The sequence below is a fragment of the Streptomyces sp. WMMB 714 genome, assembly GCF_900090125.1.
In the GTDB taxonomy this organism is placed as follows: domain Bacteria; phylum Actinomycetota; class Actinomycetes; order Streptomycetales; family Streptomycetaceae; genus Streptomyces; species Streptomyces daqingensis.
In genome coordinates this window covers 35,558-52,259 of the sequence record NZ_FMHJ01000002.1, presented here as the reverse complement: position 1 = coordinate 52,259, position 16,702 = coordinate 35,558, and the positions used below count along the sequence as shown (strand labels likewise).

The following is a 16,702-nucleotide window of genomic DNA, read 5'->3' as shown; positions in this document are numbered from 1 at the left end:
TCGGATGATGCGTACGCGTCCGCTGAAGGTGGCGCTGCTGGGCTGCGGAGTGGTCGGCTCAGAGGTGGCACGCATCATGACGACGCACGCCGAGGACCTCGCCGCGCGCATCGGCGCCCCCGTCGAGCTGGCGGGGGTGGCCGTGCGCCGCCCCGACCGGGTGCGGGAGGGCATCGACCCCGCCCTGGTCACCACGGACGCGGCCGCTCTCGCCCGGCGTGCGGACGTCGACGTCGTCGTCGAGGTCATCGGCGGCATCGAGCCCGCCCGCGCGCTGATCACCTCGGCCTTCGAGAACGGCGCGAGCGTGGTGACGGCCAACAAGGCGCTCCTCGCCGAGGACGGGCCCACGCTCCACGAGGCCGCGGAGAAACACGGCGCCGACCTGTACTACGAGGCCGCGGTCGCCGCCGCGATCCCGCTGGTCAGGCCGCTGCGCGAATCCCTGGCCGGCGACAAGGTCAACCGCGTCCTCGGCATCGTCAACGGCACGACGAACTTCATCCTCGACCGGATGGACTCCAGCGGCACCGGCTACGGCGAGGCGCTCGACGAAGCCACCGCCCTCGGATACGCGGAGGCCGACCCGACCGCCGACGTCGAGGGCTTCGACGCGGCCGCCAAGGCCGCGATCCTCGCCGGAATCGCCTTCCACACGCGTGTGCGCCTCGACGACGTGCACCGCGAGGGCCTCACCGAGGTGAGCGCCGCCGACATCGCCTCGGCGAAGCGCATGGGCTGCACGGTCAAGCTTCTGGCCATCTGCGAGCGCTCCGCCGACGGCCGCTCCGTCACGGCGCGCGTGCATCCGGCGATGATCCCGCTCAGCCATCCGCTCTCCAACGTCCGCGAGGCCTACAACGCGGTCTTCGTCGAGTCGGACGCCGCCGGCCAGCTGATGTTCTACGGGCCCGGGGCGGGCGGCGCGCCCACGGCCTCCGCCGTCCTGGGCGACCTGGTGGCCGCCTGCCGCAACAAGCTCAACGGCGGCCGCGGGCCGGGCGAGTCGTCGTACGCGCAGCTGCCGGTCTCGCCCATGGGCGAGGTGGTCACGCGGTACCACATCAGCCTCGACGTGGCGGACAAGCCCGGTGTCCTGGCCCAGGTCGCCACCGTCTTCGCGGAGCACGGCGTCTCCATCGACACCGTCCGCCAGCAGGGCAAGGACGGCGACGCATGGCTCGTCGTGGTCACCCACCGCGCGGCGGACGCCGCGCTCAGCGCGACCGTCGAAGCACTGCGCAAACTGGACACGGTGCGCGGCGTCGCCAGCATCATGCGGGTCGAGGGCGAATAGGGCAGCAGGGGAGTCGAAGGACAGTGACCACCATGGAAAGCGCAGCATCCGCAGCGGGGGCATCCGGAGCCTCGGCGGCGTCCGGACCGCCCGCCCGGGGAGCCGGGACGCGGCAGTGGCGAGGCGTCATCGAGGAGTACCGCGACCGGCTCGCCCTGGGCCCCGACACGGCTCCCGTCAGCCTGCGCGAGGGGGGCACGCCGCTCGTGCCGGCGCAGCTGCTCTCCGAGCTCACGGGCTGCGACGTCCACCTCAAGGTCGAGGGGGCGAACCCCACCGGTTCCTTCAAGGACCGCGGCATGACGATGGCCATCACGCACGCCAAGGAGGAAGGCGCGCAGGCCGTCATCTGCGCCTCCACGGGCAACACTTCGGCGTCGGCGGCCGCCTACGCCGTCCGTGCGGGAATGGTCTGCGCGGTCCTCGTCCCGCAGGGCAAGATCGCCCTGGGCAAGATGGGCCAGGCCCTGGTGCACGGCGCCAAGATCCTCCAGGTGGAGGGCAATTTCGACGACTGCCTCACTTTGGCGCGCGGCCTGTCCGACAAGTACCCGGTGGCGCTGGTCAATTCGGTCAACCCGCACCGCATCGAAGGCCAGAAGACCGCTGCCTTCGAGGTCGTCGACATGCTCGGGGACGCCCCCGACATCCATGTCCTCCCGGTCGGCAACGCGGGCAACATCACCGCGTACTGGCGGGGTTACCGCGAATACGCGGCGGACGGCCCGGCGGCGCGCACCCCCCGCATGTGGGGGTTCCAGGCGTCGGGTGCCGCTCCGATCGTGCGCGGAGAGGCCGTGAAGGACCCCAGCACCATCGCCACCGCCATCAGGATCGGCAACCCCGCTTCGTGGGAGTTGGCCGAGCAGGCGCGGGACGAGTCGGGCGGCTTCATCGACGCGGTGACGGACCGTCAAATCCTGCGCGCCTACAAGCTGTTGGCGCAGCGGGAGGGCGTCTTCGTGGAGCCGGCGTCCGCGGCGTCCGTTGCCGGGCTCCTCCAGGCGGCCGAGCAGGGGCAGTTGGAGCCGGGGCAGCGGGTGGTGTGCACCGTGACCGGCAACGGCCTGAAGGACCCGGACTGGGCGGTCGCGGGCGCTCCGCAGCCGGTGATCGTGCCGATCGACGCGGACGCGGCAGCGGAACGGCTGGGCCTCGCCTGATCGAGGTGTCCGCCTGCCCGGAACTGGGCAGTCACCTGGTGACTGCTCTCGACCGGGCGGGCCGCCGCCGGCGTGGGGGAGGGTCTCCTCCTCCGTCCGCGGCGGACGGCGGCCAGGGAGCGCGGAGCCGCACGCGACACGCATCGTGCGCCTCCCGTGCGCCCTGTGTCGTCACTGAACCTTCCTTCGATAAGCTTGAACCAGCCTCGAACAACCCCGAAACCCCCGCACCTGCTTCGGTTCCCCGCGTCCGACGGGGGCCACGTCCGGACCGTAAGGTCCGGGACACAATGGGTCATTGACCGGTCCGGCGTCACGCCGCGGTCTCACGGGAAATCGTCTCGACCAACCAAGGAGAGTCATCGGGAGATGGCCGGCCCCGCGTTCCGCGCCGCAGCAGTCCGTGTGCGCGTTCCCGCCACAAGCGCCAACCTCGGCCCCGGTTACGACAGCCTGGGACTTGCGCTGGGGCTCTACGACGACGTCGTGGTCCGCGTCGCCGACTCCGGGCTGCACATCGACATCGCCGGTGAAGGCGCCGAGACCCTCCCCCGCGACGAGGACCACCTGCTTGTACGGTCGCTGCGCACCGCGTTCGACCTGCTGGGCGGGCAGCCCCGCGGCCTCGAGGTCGTCTGCGCCAACCGCATCCCGCACGGACGCGGCCTCGGCTCGTCGTCCGCCGCGATCTGCGCGGGCATCATGGCCGCCCGCGCGGTCACCACGGGCGGAGAGGCCCGGCTGGACGACGCCGCGATGCTGGAGCTGGCCACCGAGATCGAAGGGCACCCGGACAACGTCGCGGCCTGCCTCCTGGGCGGCTTCACCCTCGCGTGGATGGACGCCGGCGCGGCGCGCGCCGTCCGGATGGAGCCGGCGCCGTCCGTCGTGCCGGTCGTCTTCGTTCCGGCGAAGCCGCTGCTGACGGAGACCGCCCGGGGGCTGTTGCCCCGTCATGTGCCGCACGTGGACGCGGCGTTCAACGCCGGACGCTCCGCGCTGCTCGTCGAGGCGCTGACCAGGCGCCCCGACCTGCTGCTGCCCGCTACGGAGGACCGGCTGCACCAGGAGTACCGGGCCCCGGCGATGCAGGAAAGCGTGGAGTTGCTGAACCGCTTGCGGGCTGACGACGTCCCAGCAGTTGTCTCGGGTGCGGGGCCCACTGTGCTCGCGCTTCCCGAGGGGGACGGCGCCGCCGAGAAGGTGGCCCGTCTGGCAGGAGAGCAGTGGACGGCGAACAGGCTGAGCCTCGACGCCGCGGGCGCGTGCGTGCTGCCGCTCAACGCGGACGGCGCGGCCCGCGGCGCACCTCAGTGACAGTGCAGGAATCCGGTGGGCCGGACGGGGCCCGGCGGAGGGCGACGATCCGTGGAAGGGGGAATGTTTGTTGGATCCGGTAGTGTTAACCTCAAGTCTGTACTCGCAGTCTCGTGGTCCGCACGTGAAATGCTGTGGTGGCCCGTAGAGTGCAGTGCTTGTGTGATTCCCCAGGGCAGAGCCCCAGGGATCGCCTCTTCTTCCAGGAGCCTCCCCGCTGCTTAGCCTCGCTCGGCAGTCTCGAGCACGCTCCGGAGCCGACGTGCAGGACACCCCGTCCTTTGTTGTACGTCGAACCATTGAATTGATCTCCCCGCCACACATGCAGGCGGGACCACCGCTTCGGTCAGGTCCGCTCGTACAGGACCCCGCCGGACAGCACGACCGGTCGCCGAGCCAGACAGGCCGACGTCCGCTCCAGGGAAGGACCCTTAGTGAGCGACACCACCGATCTGATGGGCGTGAACGCCGCTGCCTCCGAGGCCGGCGGCTCGGGTGGTACCCCTTCCGGGGGTACGTCCGGGAACAATGCCGACGCGCCTGCAACGGACGCTTCTGCCGCGCCTGCCTCCGGTGCTGCGCCCAAACGCCGGCGCTCCGGCACCGGGCTCGAGGGCATGGTTCTCGCCGAGCTCCAGCAAGTCGCCTCCGGTCTCGGCATCAAGGGCACCGCGCGGATGCGCAAGAGCCAGCTGATCGAAACCATCAAGGAGAAGCAGTCGGGCGGCGGTTCTGGCGGTGCGTCAGCTCCTTCCGGCCGCGCCAAGGACGCCGGGAGCGCCGGCGACGCCGCGGCGGCTGAGGACGCCGGCACCAAGCCGAAGCGCCGGGCGACCTCGAAGGCGCGCACGGGTGACGAGTCCGCGGAAGGCGGGCAGGACGCCCAGCAGATCGACATCCCCGGCCAGCCGGCCAACGAGGAGAAGGCTGCCGACGGGCGGCGCGGCCGCCGCGAGGGCAACGCCAAGGCCGAGGCTTCCGCGGACGCGGCCGAGGGACGGCAGCAGGACGGCGGCCAGTCCGGCAAGGGCGACGGCCAGCGTGGAGACCGCGGCGACGGCGGCCGGGGCGACGGCGGCGGCAGGCAGCAGCAGGACCGGCCCTCCAAGCGCGACCGCCAGCGCGGCCGCGGCAAGGGCGGCGACGGCGGCGGCCAGAACCAGGGCGGCGGTCAGAACCAGGGCGGCGGCGGACGCCGCGACGACGACGACTTCGAGGGCGGCCGGCGCGGCCGCCGGGGCCGCTACCGTGACCGCCGGGGCCGCCGCGGCGGGCGTGACGACTTCGAGCCGCAGGTCGCCGAGGACGACGTCCTGATCCCGGTGGCCGGGATCCTGGACATCCTCGACAACTACGCGTTCGTGCGGACGTCCGGGTACCTGCCGGGCCCGAACGACGTGTACGTGTCGCTGGCGCAGGTCCGCAAGAACGGACTGCGCAAGGGCGACCACGTCACCGGCGCTGTCCGTCAGCCCCGTGAGGGGGAGCGGCGCGAGAAGTTCAACGCGCTGGTGCGGCTCGACTCGGTCAACGGCACCGCCCCGGAGGGCGGCAAGTCGCGGGCGGAGTTCAACAAGCTCACGCCGCTGTACCCGCAGGAGCGGCTGCGTCTGGAGACGGAGCCGAACCACCTCACGTCGCGGATCATCGACCTGGTCTCGCCCATCGGCAAGGGCCAGCGCGGTCTGATCGTGGCGCCGCCCAAGGCGGGCAAGACGATGGTGCTGCAGTCCATCGCGAACTCGATCACGGTGAACAACCCGGAGTGCCACCTGATGGTGGTGCTGGTCGACGAGCGGCCCGAAGAGGTCACCGACATGCAGCGCTCCGTCAAGGGCGAGGTCATCTCCTCGACCTTCGACCGTCCCGCCGAGGACCACACCACGATCGCGGAGCTCGCCATCGAGCGGGCCAAGCGGCTCGTGGAGCTCGGTCACGACGTGGTGGTGCTGCTGGACAACATCACCCGGCTCGGACGCGCCTACAACCTGTCGGCTCCCGCCTCGGGCCGCATCCTCTCCGGCGGTGTGGACTCCACGGCGCTGTACCCGCCGAAGAAGTTCTTCGGTGCGGCGCGGAACATCGAGGACGGCGGTTCGCTGACGATCCTCGCCGCTGCGCTGGTCGAGACCGGCTCGCGCATGGACGAGGTGATCTTCGAGGAGTTCAAGGGCACCGGCAACATGGAGCTCAAGCTCGACCGGAAGCTCGCCGAGAAGCGCATCTTCCCCGCTGTGGACGTGGACGCCTCCGGCACCCGCAAGGAAGAGATCCTCATGCCGTCGGACGAGCTCCAGATCATCTGGAAGCTCCGCCGCGTGCTGCACGCCCTGGACCAGCAGCAGGCCATCGAGCTGCTGCTGGACAAGATGAAGCAGACGAAGTCGAACACCGAGTTCCTGCTGCAGATCCAGAAGACGACGCCCACGCCCGGCAACGGCGGCGACTGACAGCCGCCGCCACCGCCGGTCCTGAGGGGCCCGGTCGACGAGGACCGTCCCGCCACATCTGGTGGGGCGGTCCTCGCCGTGCGTGACGGGGCCTGAGAGCTTGCCCACACGCCGGGCCCGCCCGTACGCGGATTCCCGATCGCTGCGGCAGCGCGTCTTCGCAGGTGGGCGCCGTACCGCCATGATCGGCGCAAATCCGCGCCGATCATCACAGCAGAGGCATCCGGGTCACTGCATGTGCCACTCTTCGCGAGGCGCGACGCCGATGTGGCGTACGCGTCCTCGGGCAGCAGTCGCGCGCCCGCACCACGGACGGCAGCGGAAGCAGCAAGGACAGGACTGAGGCAAGTGACGATGGCGGACGGCAACACGGACGGGCAGGTGGCGGAAGCCAGGCGCTCGCGAGGCGGTCTCCGCGCCACCGGCAGGCGCCGCAGGCCGGTGGACCGCCGCCGGCGCCTCCTCAAGGCGGGTGCCTGGACGGCGGGCGCCGTGTTCGTCCTCGGCGGCTCCGGTCTGGGCTTGGCCTACTTCAAGCTGAACGGCAACATCTCCGGCGTCGACATCGACGCCGAACTCGGCGGGAACCGTCCTGACGACGCCCCCGACGGCTCCATGGACATCCTCGTCCTCGGCTCCGACAACCGCTCCGGCGCCAACGCCGAGTACGGCGGCGCCGGCCAGGGGGGCGCCCGCTCCGACACGGCGATGATCGTGCACGTCGACAAGGAGCACGAGAAGGCGAGCGTCGTCTCGATACCGCGGGACACCATCGTCGACCGCCCGGGATGCTCCAAGGACGGTGACGACGGCAGCGGCGGCAAGGCGCCGGCGCAGAAGGCGATGTTCAACTCGGCGTACCAGGTGGGCGGCCCGGCCTGTGCCGTCAAGACGGTCGAATCGATGTCCGGCGTGCGGATGGACCACTACGTCGAGGTCGACTTCGACGGCTTCAAGAAGCTCATCGACAGCCTCGGCGGCGTCGAGGTCACCACCCGGAAGCCGATCAACGACAAGGACAGCCACCTGGCACTGCAGCCCGGACGGCACAAGCTGAGCGGCGAGCAGTCGCTGGGCCTCGTGCGCACCCGTCACGCGGTCGGGGACGGCAGCGACCTGGGCCGCATCCAGCTCCAGCAGGCGTTCGTCAAGGCGCTGATGGACCAGGTCGACGACGTCGGTGTCTTCAGCAGCCCGAAGAAGCTCTACAACCTCGCGGACAGTGCCACGTCCGCCGTGACCACGGACTCCGAGCTGGACTCGGTCACGGACCTCGTGGGGGTCGCGAAGCTGCTCAAGGGCGTGAAGTCCGACGACATCCAGTTCTCGACGCTGCCGGTCACCTATGACCCGGCCGACCCCAACCGTGTCGTGCCGATGGAGTCGAAGGCGCGGAAGATGTGGGCGGCTCTCGAGCGCGACGCCGCCATACCGGCTTCGGCGACGAAGGGCTCCGCGGGCGACCGGACCGACATCGGCGGTGTGGTGCGCTGACCGGGGAGCGCCCGCCGCCGTACGCCCGCTCGTGTGCCGGATCGCGGGGGTATCGCGGAATAACGGCCGCCCGCCCCCGGTTTTGGGAGGCACGGCCAGTGATGGCAGACTGGACCGTCGGCTCCGGTTCACGGAAGGCAATCCGCCCTTCCGACCCGGCGCCCTCCCGGAACTAGGAGACACCTTGAAGCAGGACATCCACCCCGAGTACGTGGAGACCCAGGTCAGCTGCACCTGCGGTAACTCCTTCACCACGCGCAGCACGGTCGGCAGCGGCGTCATCCGCGCCGACATCTGCTCCGCGTGCCACCCCTTCTACACCGGCAAGCAGAAGATCCTCGACACCGGAGGCCGCGTGGCCCGCTTCGAGGCCCGCTTCGGCAAGAGCGCCGGTACCGCCAAGAAGAAGTAGCAACGCTCGAGCGCCGGTCCTCGGCACGCCCTCCGCCGGGCGTGACGGACCGGCGCTCTTTTGCGCTGCCTGGCACTTTCTTCTTCCACGTAAGGGACAAACGATGTTCGAGGCGGTCGAGGAACTGATCGGCGAGCACGCGGAGCTGGAGAAGCAGCTCGCCGACCCGGCGATCCACGCCGACCAGGCGCGCGCCCGCAAGCTCAACAAGCGCTACGCCGAGCTGACCCCCGTGATCGCCACGTACCGCTCGTGGAAGCAGGCCGGCGAGGACCTCGCCACGGCCCGTGAACTCGCCGCCGACGACTCCGACTTCGTCGCCGAGGTCAAGGAGCTCGAAGGGCAGCGCGAGGAGCTCACGGAGAAGCTCCGGCTCCTGCTGGTGCCGCGCGACCCCAGCGACGACAAGGACGTCATCCTCGAGATCAAGGCGGGCGAGGGCGGCGACGAGTCGGCACTCTTCGCCGGCGACCTGCTGCGGATGTATCTGCGGTACGCCGAACGCGTCGGCTGGAAGACGGAGTTGATCCAGGCGACGGAGTCCGACCTGGGCGGCTACAAGGACGTACAGGTCGCCGTGAAGACCAAGGGCGGCGGCGGTGCCACGGAGCCCGGCCAGGGCGTGTGGGCGCGGCTGAAGTACGAGGGCGGCGTGCACCGGGTGCAGCGCGTGCCCGCGACCGAGTCGCAGGGCCGCATCCACACCTCCGCCGCCGGCGTGCTCGTCCTGCCCGAGGCCGAGGACGTCGACGTCGAGATCAACGCCAACGACCTGCGCATCGACGTCTACCGCTCGTCCGGCCCCGGCGGCCAGTCCGTCAACACCACGGACTCCGCGGTGCGGATCACCCACGAGCCGACGGGCATCGTCGTCTCGTGCCAGAACGAGAAGAGCCAGCTGCAGAACAAGGAGCAGGCGCTGCGCATCCTGCGCGCGAGGCTGCTGGCCGCCGCCCAGGAGGAGGCCGACCAGGAAGCGTCGGACGCCCGCCGCAGCCAGGTACGTACGGTTGACAGGTCGGAGCGCGTGCGCACGTACAACTTCCCGGAGAACCGGATCTCCGATCACCGGGTGGGTTTCAAGGCGTACAACCTGGACCAGGTGCTCGACGGGGAACTCGACCCCGTGATCCAGGCGTGCGTCGACGCCGACTCCGCGGCCAAGCTGGCCGCTGCCCAGTAGAGCGCTCGTACGGACGGGTGGTAGGGAACTCACGATGCTGCATTCGTCCGGGGGGCAGCCCCCGAACCGCCGCGGCCTGCTCGTCAGCGAGGTGGCGCAGGCGACACAGCGGCTGGCCGACGCCGGCGTGCCCTCGCCGAGGTTCGACGCGGAGGAACTCGCCGCGTTCGTGCACGGCGTCAAGCGCGGTGAGCTGCACAGGGTCTCCGACGCCGACTTCGACGCCCGGTACTGGGAGGCGGTGGCCCGCCGCGAGGCGCGCGAGCCGCTCCAGCACATCACCGGCCGTGCCTTCTTCCGGTACCTCGAACTCCAGGTGGGGCCAGGGGTGTTCGTGCCGCGCCCCGAGACCGAGTCGGTGGCCGGCTGGGCGATAGACGCGGTGCGCGCCATGGACGTGGCCGAACCCCTCATCGTCGACCTGTGCACCGGCTCGGGCGCCATCGCGCTCGCCCTCGCGCAGGAGGTGCCCCGCTCGCGGGTGCACGCCGTCGAACTCGACGAGGGCGCGTACAGCTGGGCGGTGAAGAACGTCGAGGGCAGCCGCGTGGTCCTCCACCACGGGGACGCGCTCACGGCTCTGCCCGAGCTCGACGGCCAGGTCGACCTGGTCGTCGCCAATCCGCCTTACATCCCGCTCACCGAATGGGAGTACGTGGCGCCCGAGGCCCGGGACCACGACCCCGAACTCGCGTTGTTCTCGGGGGAGGACGGGCTGGTCACGATCCGCGGCCTGGAGCGCGCCGCGCACCGGCTGCTGCGCCCGGGCGGCGTGGTCGTCGTGGAGCACGCGGACACCCAGGGCGGCCAAGTCCCCTGGATCTTCACCGAGGACCGCGGCTGGGCCGACGCCGCGGACCATCCCGACCTCAACAACCGGCCCCGATTCGCCACAGCCCGCAGGGAGGTGCCGTAATGGCACGGCGTTATGACTGCACCGACTCGACCGACCGCAAGACCGGCCTGCGCGAGGCCGCTTCGGCGGTCCGCCGCGGTGAACTCGTCGTGCTCCCCACGGACACCGTCTACGGGGTCGGGGCCGACGCCTTCAGCCCGGACGCCGTCGGGGACCTGCTGGAGGCCAAGGGGCGCGGCCGGAACATGCCCTCGCCCGTGCTCGTCGGTTCGCCGAACACGCTGCACGGCCTGGTCACCGACTTCCCCGAGTCCGCCTGGGAGCTCGTCGACGCGTTCTGGCCGGGCGCCCTGACGCTCGTGGCCCGGCACCAGCCGTCGCTGACGTGGGACCTGGGCGACTCGCGGGGCACCGTCGCCGTGCGGATGCCGCTGCACCCCGTCGCCATCGAGCTGCTCAAGGAGTTCGGGCCCATGGCCGTCTCCTCGGCGAACCTCAGCGGCCACCCCGCGCCGCAGGACTGCGACGCCGCGCAGGAGATGCTGGGCGAGTCCGTCGCCGTCTACCTGGACGGCGGCCCGACCCCGGACTCGGTGCCTTCCTCGATCGTCGACGTGACGGGCAAGACCCCCGTCCTGCTGCGCGCCGGCGCGCTCAGCGCGGAGGAGCTGCGCAAGGTCGTGCCCGACATGGAGGTGGCGTCATGACAGGGGGCGCGCAGCCCCTCAGGACGCTCGTACGGCCGTCCCGGCCCGTCCGCCCCCGTACCGGCCGCGCGGCATCCCGCACGGCGCACACGGCCCCGACGAACGCCCGCCGGGCCTGGAGATGCCTGCAGTGAGCACCCCGCACGGGCGTGGCACCGCGGACCCCGGCGGCATAAGCGGCACCGATGGCACCTTCCGCATCCTCCACGTCTCCACCGGCAACGTCTGCCGCTCGCCGCTGACCGAGCGGCTGACGCGGCATGCCCTGGCGGAGCGGCTGGGGGACGGGCGCAGCGGCGGCATCGTCGTCGAGAGCGCGGGCACCTGGGGGCACGAGGGCGCGCCCATGGAGGAGCACGCCGCCGAGGTGCTGCTGGAGCTCGGGGCGGACCCCGAAGGCTTCCGCGGCCGGGAGCTGCTGGACGAGCACGTCATCCGTGCCGATCTCGTGCTGACCGCGACCCGCGACCACCGTGCGCAGGTCGTCTCCATGGGGCACTCGGCGGGGCTGCGCACCTTCACGCTGAAGGAGTTCACGCGCCTGGTGAAGGCCATAGACGCCGCCACGCTTCCGGACGCGGGTTCGGCGCAGGGCGTCGTCGAGAGGGCGAACGCCCTGGTGCAGGCCGCTGCCGCGCTGCGCGGATGGCTGCTGGCACCGAGTCCCGAGGCGGACGAGATCTACGATCCGTACGGGGCGCCGATCCCGTACTTCCGCTCCGTGGGTGAGGAAATCAACAAAGCACTCGAACCGGTCGTCACGGCGCTGACGGGCGTTCCCGCCAGGATGCACCCCCACATGTGAAACCGCCGGTGGCGGGCAGGTGTCTTAGGGTGTGGGGCCAAGGAGCAAGCAAACCTCTGGGGAGCCCGTGCGTGAATACCTGCTGACGCTCTGCGTCACGGCAGCGGTCACCTATCTGCTGACCGGGCCGGTGCGGAAGTTCGCCATCGCCGCGGGAGCGATGCCGCAGATCAGGGCGCGCGACGTGCACCGCGAGCCGACTCCGCGCCTGGGCGGCATCGCCATGTTCGGCGGGCTGTGCGCGGGGCTTCTCGTGGCCTCCCAACTCACCAACATCGGCGAGCTGTTCGTCCTGTCCGACGAACCTCGCGCGCTGCTCTCCGGGGCGGGGCTGATCTGGCTGCTGGGCGTCCTCGACGACAAGTGGGGCGTCGACGCGCTCGTCAAGCTCGGCGGGCAGATGATCGCGGCGGGCGTGATGGTGCTCCAGGGGCTCACCATCCTGTGGCTGCCGGTGCCGGGCGTGGGCAACGTCGCCCTGACCCAGCTCCAGGGCACGCTGCTCACGGTCGCGCTGGTCGTGATCACGATCAACGCCGTCAACTTCGTGGACGGGCTGGACGGCCTGGCCTCCGGCATGGTCACCATCGCCGCCGCGGCGTTCTTCATGTACGCGTACAGGATCTGGTACGGCTACGGCATCGAGGCCGCGGCCCCGGCGACCCTGTTCGCGGCCGTCCTCATGGGCATGTGCCTGGGCTTCCTGCCGCACAACATGCATCCGGCGCGCATCTTCATGGGCGACTCGGGCTCGATGCTGATCGGACTCGTACTGGCCGCGGGAGCCGTCTCCATCACCGGCCAGGTCGACCCGGACCTCGTGGTGGAGCACACCCGGTCCGTACGGGCGGCGGTGCACCAGATGGTGCCGCTCTACATGCCGCTGCTGCTGCCGTTGACGATCATCGCGATCCCGGTCGCGGACCTGGTGCTGGCGATCGTGCGCAGGACGTGGCGGGGGGAGTCGCCGTTCGCGGCCGACAAGGGCCATCTCCACCACCGTCTGCTGGAGATCGGGCACTCGCACAGCCGCGCCGTGCTGATCATGTACTTCTGGTCGGCGCTGATCGCCTTCGGCGCCGTCGCGTTCTCGGTGCAGTCGGCGAGCATGGTGATCGTCCTGGCCGTCGTCGTCCTGTGCGCCATCGGTCTGGTCGTGCTGCTGATGCCGCGCTTCACTCCCCGAGTGCCGGGCTGGGCCCACGCGTTCGTGCCGCCGCGGTACCGGCAGAAGATCGAAAGCGCTTCGCCCCCTGATGAGGGGAATGTTCAACTTTCCGAGGAAGGCCCGGAATCCGCCGATCTGAAGCTCGAGTCGGAGTCCGGGAAGGCAGAGTCCGGGGCCGAGTCCGAAGCGGCGGCTGCCGCGGAGGCGGAGGGCGCGGAGGCGGAGACCGCGGAGGCGGGCGCCGGGAAGGGCCCTCGGCAGCCCCAGCCGGCCTTCGCGGGGCTCAATGGCGCCACCGCTCTCGGGGGCAACCGCCAGCAGGGGACGCGCAGTTCAGAGCCGTCGTGTGACGGCCAGCACACCAAGTAGGTAAAGACCTCATCAAATAGTTTGTGATACCGTTCACGAAACCCGGCGAGGGGGCCGAAGGACCGTAGTGCGACGGTCTTCGGCGTGAGGTCCGCTCCTCCTTCGCGCCGGGGAGACGGTCGTCCAGGACGACACTCACCCCCGATCTTCGGAGCAACTCCCATGCAGTCGAACGACGCTCGCATGCTCTTGCACTGCGCCGTCCCGACCGCCCTCGCAGGTGTCGTGGCCGCAGTCGTGAGTGCCGTGCTCACGGGCAGCAAGGGCGCCATCGGCGCGGCCGCCGGTGCCACTGTGGTGATCCTCTTCATGGGGATGGGCCTCGTCGTGCTGCAGCGCACCGCGAAGTCCCTGCCGCATCTCTTCCAGGCGATGGGGCTGCTGCTCTACACGACGCAGATCCTGTTGCTGGCCCTGGTGTTGATCTTCTTCAGGGAGACCACCCTGTTCGACACCAAGGCGTTCGCCTTCTCGCTGCTCGCCGCCGCTCTCGTGTGGGTCGCCGCACAGGCGCGGGCGCACATGAAGGCGAAGATCCTCTACGTGGAACCCGATTCGTCCGCAAGCGCCGGCGGTGAGGACAAGACGGCCGCGGCGACGGGGGTGAAGCCGTGACCCCCAGCAGAGGTAGGGCCGAGATAAGCGACCGCTCCGGCAACTGCTATCGTCCGTTCCCAACTGCGGTGCAGCAGGCGCAGGCGGCTGAGTTCGCCCTTCCCCAGGGACGGAACGGGCGGCCCTCCTCGCTGAGAAGCCGCCGCTCCCGAATTCGTAAGAACAGTCCAGTGCCGCTCCGTGGCCGTGCGCCGCGCCGACACATCGAGGTAGCCGTATCCATGCGCCATGCAGAAGGAGTTCGCGGTGAGTGCTGACCAGATGCTCGCCTTCGACACCGATTGCCACCTTTTCGGTGGATGTGGCTTCAATGAAGTCTCGCCGGGCCTGCACTCCTTCGTCTTCAAACCGATCGCCAACGTCGGCGGCGTCGACATCAACAAGACGATGCTGCTGGCGGTGTTGGGGACGGTCGCGATCCTCTGGTTCTTCTGGGCCGCGTTCAGCAAGCCCAAGATCGTGCCGGGCAAGCTCCAGATGATCGGCGAGGCGGGGTACGACTTCATCCGCCGCGGGATCGTCTACGAGACCATCGGCAAGAAGGAGGGCGAGAAGTACGTCCCCCTGATGGTCTCCCTCTTCTTCTTCGTCTGGGTGATGAACCTCTGGTCGGTCATCCCGCTCGCCCAGTTCCCGGTGACGTCGATCATCTCGTACCCCATGGGTCTGGCGCTGATCGTCTACATCCTGTGGGTGGGCCTGACCTTCAAGCGGCACGGATTCGTCGGTGCCTTCAAGAACTTCACCGGCTACGACAAGTCGCTCGGCCCGGTCCTGCCGATGAGCATGACCATCGAGTTCTTCTCGAACCTGCTGGTGCGGCCCTTCACGCACGCGGTGCGGCTCTTCGCCAACATGTTCGCCGGTCACCTGCTGATCGTGATGTTCACGATCGCCACCTGGTACATGCTCAACGGCATCGGCATCGCCTACGCGGGCGTCTCGTTCCTGATGACCATCGCGATGACCGCCTTCGAGCTGTTCATCCAGGCTGTCCAGGCGTACGTCTTCGTGCTCCTTGCGTGCAGCTACATCGAGGGCGCGCTCGCCGAGCACCACTGAGCAACCCTGCCCACACGACCACTCAGTTGTCCGGTGGCCAACCCCCACCGGTCCGTGAAACAGAAGGAAGAAACGGCATGTCCGCTCTCCAGAACCTCGCCGCCGTCTCCGGTTCCATCGGCTCCATCGGCTACGGCCTCGCGGCCATCGGCCCCGGCATCGGCGTCGGCATCGTTTTCGGTAACGGCACCCAGGCCCTCGCCCGCCAGCCCGAGGCCGCTGGTCTGATCCGGCAGAACCAGATCCTCGGTTTCGCCTTCTGTGAGGCGCTGGCCCTCATCGGCATCGTCATGCCGTTCGTCTACGGCATCAAGTAATCGCGCCGAGCAGCCCCCGACGAAAGGCACTGATGTGATCGCCCTGGTACACCAGGCGGCCGAGGAGCAGAACCCCCTCGTCCCGCCGATCCCAGAGCTCGCCATCGGCCTGATCGCTTTCGCCATCGTCTTCTTCTTCCTCTGGAAGAAGCTGCTCCCGAACATCAACAAGGTTCTGGAGCAGCGCCGAGAGGCCATCGAGGGTGGTATCGAGCAGGCTGAGGCGGCTCAGGAAGAAGCCGCAGAGGTCCTCAAGCAGTACAAGGACCAGCTCGCCGAGGCACGGCACGAGGCCGCGCGTCTGCGCTCCGAGGCGCAGGAGCAGGGCGCCACGCTCATCGCGGAGATGCGCGCGGAAGGCCAGCGCCAGCGTGAGGAGATCATCGCGGCCGGCCACGCCCAGATCGCGGCCGACCGCAAGCAGGCCGCTCAGGCGCTGCGCCAGGACGTGGGCAAGCTCGCCACGGACCTGGCCGGCAAGCTCGTCGGGGAGTCCCTCGACGACCACGCGCGCCAGAGCCGCACGATCGACCGCTTCCTCGACGAGCTCGAGGAGAAGGCCGAGGCCGCCCGATGAACGGCGCGAGCCGTGACGCACAGGCCGCCGCCCGCGAGAGCCTGACGGCACTGACCGACAACACGTCGGTCGACGCCGTGCAGCTCGCCGACGAGCTGGCCGCCGTGACAGCGCTGCTCGACCGCGAGGTGTCCCTGCGCCGGGTCCTGAGCGACCCGTCGCGGAGCGGTGAGCGCAAGGCCGAACTGGTCGGGAACGTGCTCGGCGGCAAGGTCGGCGGCCCCGTCGTCGACCTGCTCTCGGGCATGGTGCGCTCCCGCTGGTCGGCGACGCGTGACTTCGTCGACTCCGTCGAGATGCTGGCGGACTACGCCGACCTCGTCGCCGCGGAGCGGGACGGCTCGCTGGAGGAGACGGAGGACGAGCTGTTCCGGTTCTCCCGGACGGTCTCCTCGTCCCCCGAGCTGCGCGCGGCACTCGCCAACCCCAGCGCGTCGGCCGAGGCCAAGGCCCGGCTGCTGCACACGCTGCTGGACGGCAAGGCGAGGCCCGCGACGGAGCGCCTGGTCACGCGTCTCGTGAGCCAGCCCCGCGGACGTAGCCTGGAAGGTGGCCTGGAGGCCCTCTCCAAGCTGGCCGCGGAGCGGCGCGACCGCTCGGTGGCCGTCGTCACCTCGGCGGTTCCGCTGAGCGACCGGCAGAAGGAGCGCCTCGGGTCGGCGCTGGCGAGCCTGTACGGCCGCCGGATGCACCTGAACCTCGACGTGGACCCCGCGGTCCTCGGCGGGATCACGGTGCGCGTCGGTGACGAGGTCATCAACGGCTCGATCGCGGACCGCCTCGGCGAGGCGGAGCGCCGCATGGCGGGCTGAGTTCCGGCACGGCGCCGGGGCGCAGCCCGCGCTCACCAACTCAACAGCATCACTTAGCGGCCCGAGTTGGGCCGTAGAAGATCGATACGGTCCCAACA

At 70.2% G+C, this 16,702-nt stretch carries 16 protein-coding genes; all 16 read left to right on the top strand.

Translation table 11 applies throughout. The features are described 5' to 3' along the window. Positions 1-4: 4 nt before the first annotated feature. The 16 genes from H181DRAFT_RS02975 (at position 5) to H181DRAFT_RS02900 (ending at position 16,604) form a co-directional block, all read left to right on the top strand. The gene (locus H181DRAFT_RS02975) at positions 5-1,297 is read left to right on the top strand and encodes a homoserine dehydrogenase (protein ID WP_045862631.1); all 1,293 of its coding nucleotides are present in this window, start codon (positions 5-7) and stop codon (positions 1,295-1,297) included. Between the two features lie 32 nt (positions 1,298-1,329). Next, entirely contained in the window at positions 1,330-2,460 is a 1,131-nt protein-coding gene (gene thrC / locus H181DRAFT_RS02970; RefSeq protein ID WP_074467685.1) for a threonine synthase, read from the top strand. 369 nt (positions 2,461-2,829) lie between these two features. Next, positions 2,830-3,777: a homoserine kinase gene (gene thrB / locus H181DRAFT_RS02965; protein WP_045862630.1), complete on the top strand. Its 948-nt coding sequence runs from the start codon at positions 2,830-2,832 to the stop codon at positions 3,775-3,777. 434 nt (positions 3,778-4,211) lie between these two features. Beyond that, complete coding sequence (gene rho, locus H181DRAFT_RS02960; protein WP_045862629.1) at positions 4,212-6,227, top strand: transcription termination factor Rho; 2,016 nt, start codon at positions 4,212-4,214, stop codon at positions 6,225-6,227. Positions 6,228-6,608: 381 nt separating this feature from the next. After that, the gene (locus tag H181DRAFT_RS02955; protein WP_045863013.1) at positions 6,609-7,721 is read left to right on the top strand and encodes an LCP family protein; all 1,113 of its coding nucleotides are present in this window, start codon (positions 6,609-6,611) and stop codon (positions 7,719-7,721) included. Between the two features lie 184 nt (positions 7,722-7,905). Then, positions 7,906-8,133: a 50S ribosomal protein L31 gene (gene rpmE, locus H181DRAFT_RS02950; RefSeq protein ID WP_045862628.1), complete on the top strand. Its 228-nt coding sequence runs from the start codon at positions 7,906-7,908 to the stop codon at positions 8,131-8,133. A 103-nt stretch (positions 8,134-8,236) separates the two neighbouring features. Then, complete coding sequence (gene prfA, locus H181DRAFT_RS02945; protein WP_045862627.1) at positions 8,237-9,316, top strand: peptide chain release factor 1; 1,080 nt, start codon at positions 8,237-8,239, stop codon at positions 9,314-9,316. Positions 9,317-9,350: 34 nt separating this feature from the next. Then, positions 9,351-10,232 carry a peptide chain release factor N(5)-glutamine methyltransferase gene (gene prmC / locus H181DRAFT_RS02940; protein ID WP_045862626.1) on the top strand — a complete coding sequence of 294 codons (882 nt, stop codon included), beginning with the start codon at positions 9,351-9,353 and terminating at the stop codon, positions 10,230-10,232. Further along, on the top strand, positions 10,232-10,879 hold the full coding sequence (locus H181DRAFT_RS02935; RefSeq protein ID WP_045862625.1) for an L-threonylcarbamoyladenylate synthase: 648 nt from the start codon (positions 10,232-10,234) through the stop codon (positions 10,877-10,879). Before prmC ends, H181DRAFT_RS02935 begins: the two co-directional genes overlap by 1 nt. 121 nt (positions 10,880-11,000) lie before the next feature. After that, positions 11,001-11,684 carry an arsenate reductase/protein-tyrosine-phosphatase family protein gene (locus H181DRAFT_RS02930; RefSeq protein WP_107068671.1) on the top strand — a complete coding sequence of 228 codons (684 nt, stop codon included), beginning with the start codon at positions 11,001-11,003 and terminating at the stop codon, positions 11,682-11,684. A gap of 67 nt (positions 11,685-11,751) precedes the next feature. Further along, on the top strand, positions 11,752-13,221 hold the full coding sequence (locus H181DRAFT_RS02925; RefSeq protein ID WP_045862623.1) for an MraY family glycosyltransferase: 1,470 nt from the start codon (positions 11,752-11,754) through the stop codon (positions 13,219-13,221). Between the two features lie 162 nt (positions 13,222-13,383). Continuing rightward, positions 13,384-13,836: a Cg1360 family ATP-synthase-associated protein gene (locus H181DRAFT_RS02920; RefSeq protein WP_045862622.1), complete on the top strand. Its 453-nt coding sequence runs from the start codon at positions 13,384-13,386 to the stop codon at positions 13,834-13,836. A gap of 228 nt (positions 13,837-14,064) precedes the next feature. Further along, on the top strand, positions 14,065-14,898 hold the full coding sequence (gene atpB, locus H181DRAFT_RS02915) for a F0F1 ATP synthase subunit A (protein WP_045862621.1): 834 nt from the start codon (positions 14,065-14,067) through the stop codon (positions 14,896-14,898). A 77-nt stretch (positions 14,899-14,975) separates the two neighbouring features. After that, the gene (gene atpE, locus H181DRAFT_RS02910) at positions 14,976-15,215 is read left to right on the top strand and encodes an ATP synthase F0 subunit C (protein WP_045862620.1); all 240 of its coding nucleotides are present in this window, start codon (positions 14,976-14,978) and stop codon (positions 15,213-15,215) included. A gap of 34 nt (positions 15,216-15,249) precedes the next feature. Continuing rightward, positions 15,250-15,792 (top strand): F0F1 ATP synthase subunit B, encoded by a 543-nt coding sequence (locus tag H181DRAFT_RS02905; RefSeq protein WP_045862619.1) that lies wholly within the window; start codon positions 15,250-15,252, stop codon positions 15,790-15,792. Next, positions 15,789-16,604, top strand: a complete 816-nt coding sequence (locus H181DRAFT_RS02900; protein ID WP_045862618.1) for a F0F1 ATP synthase subunit delta — start codon at positions 15,789-15,791, stop codon at positions 16,602-16,604. Before H181DRAFT_RS02905 ends, H181DRAFT_RS02900 begins: the two co-directional genes overlap by 4 nt. The last annotated feature ends 98 nt before the right edge of the window (positions 16,605-16,702 follow it).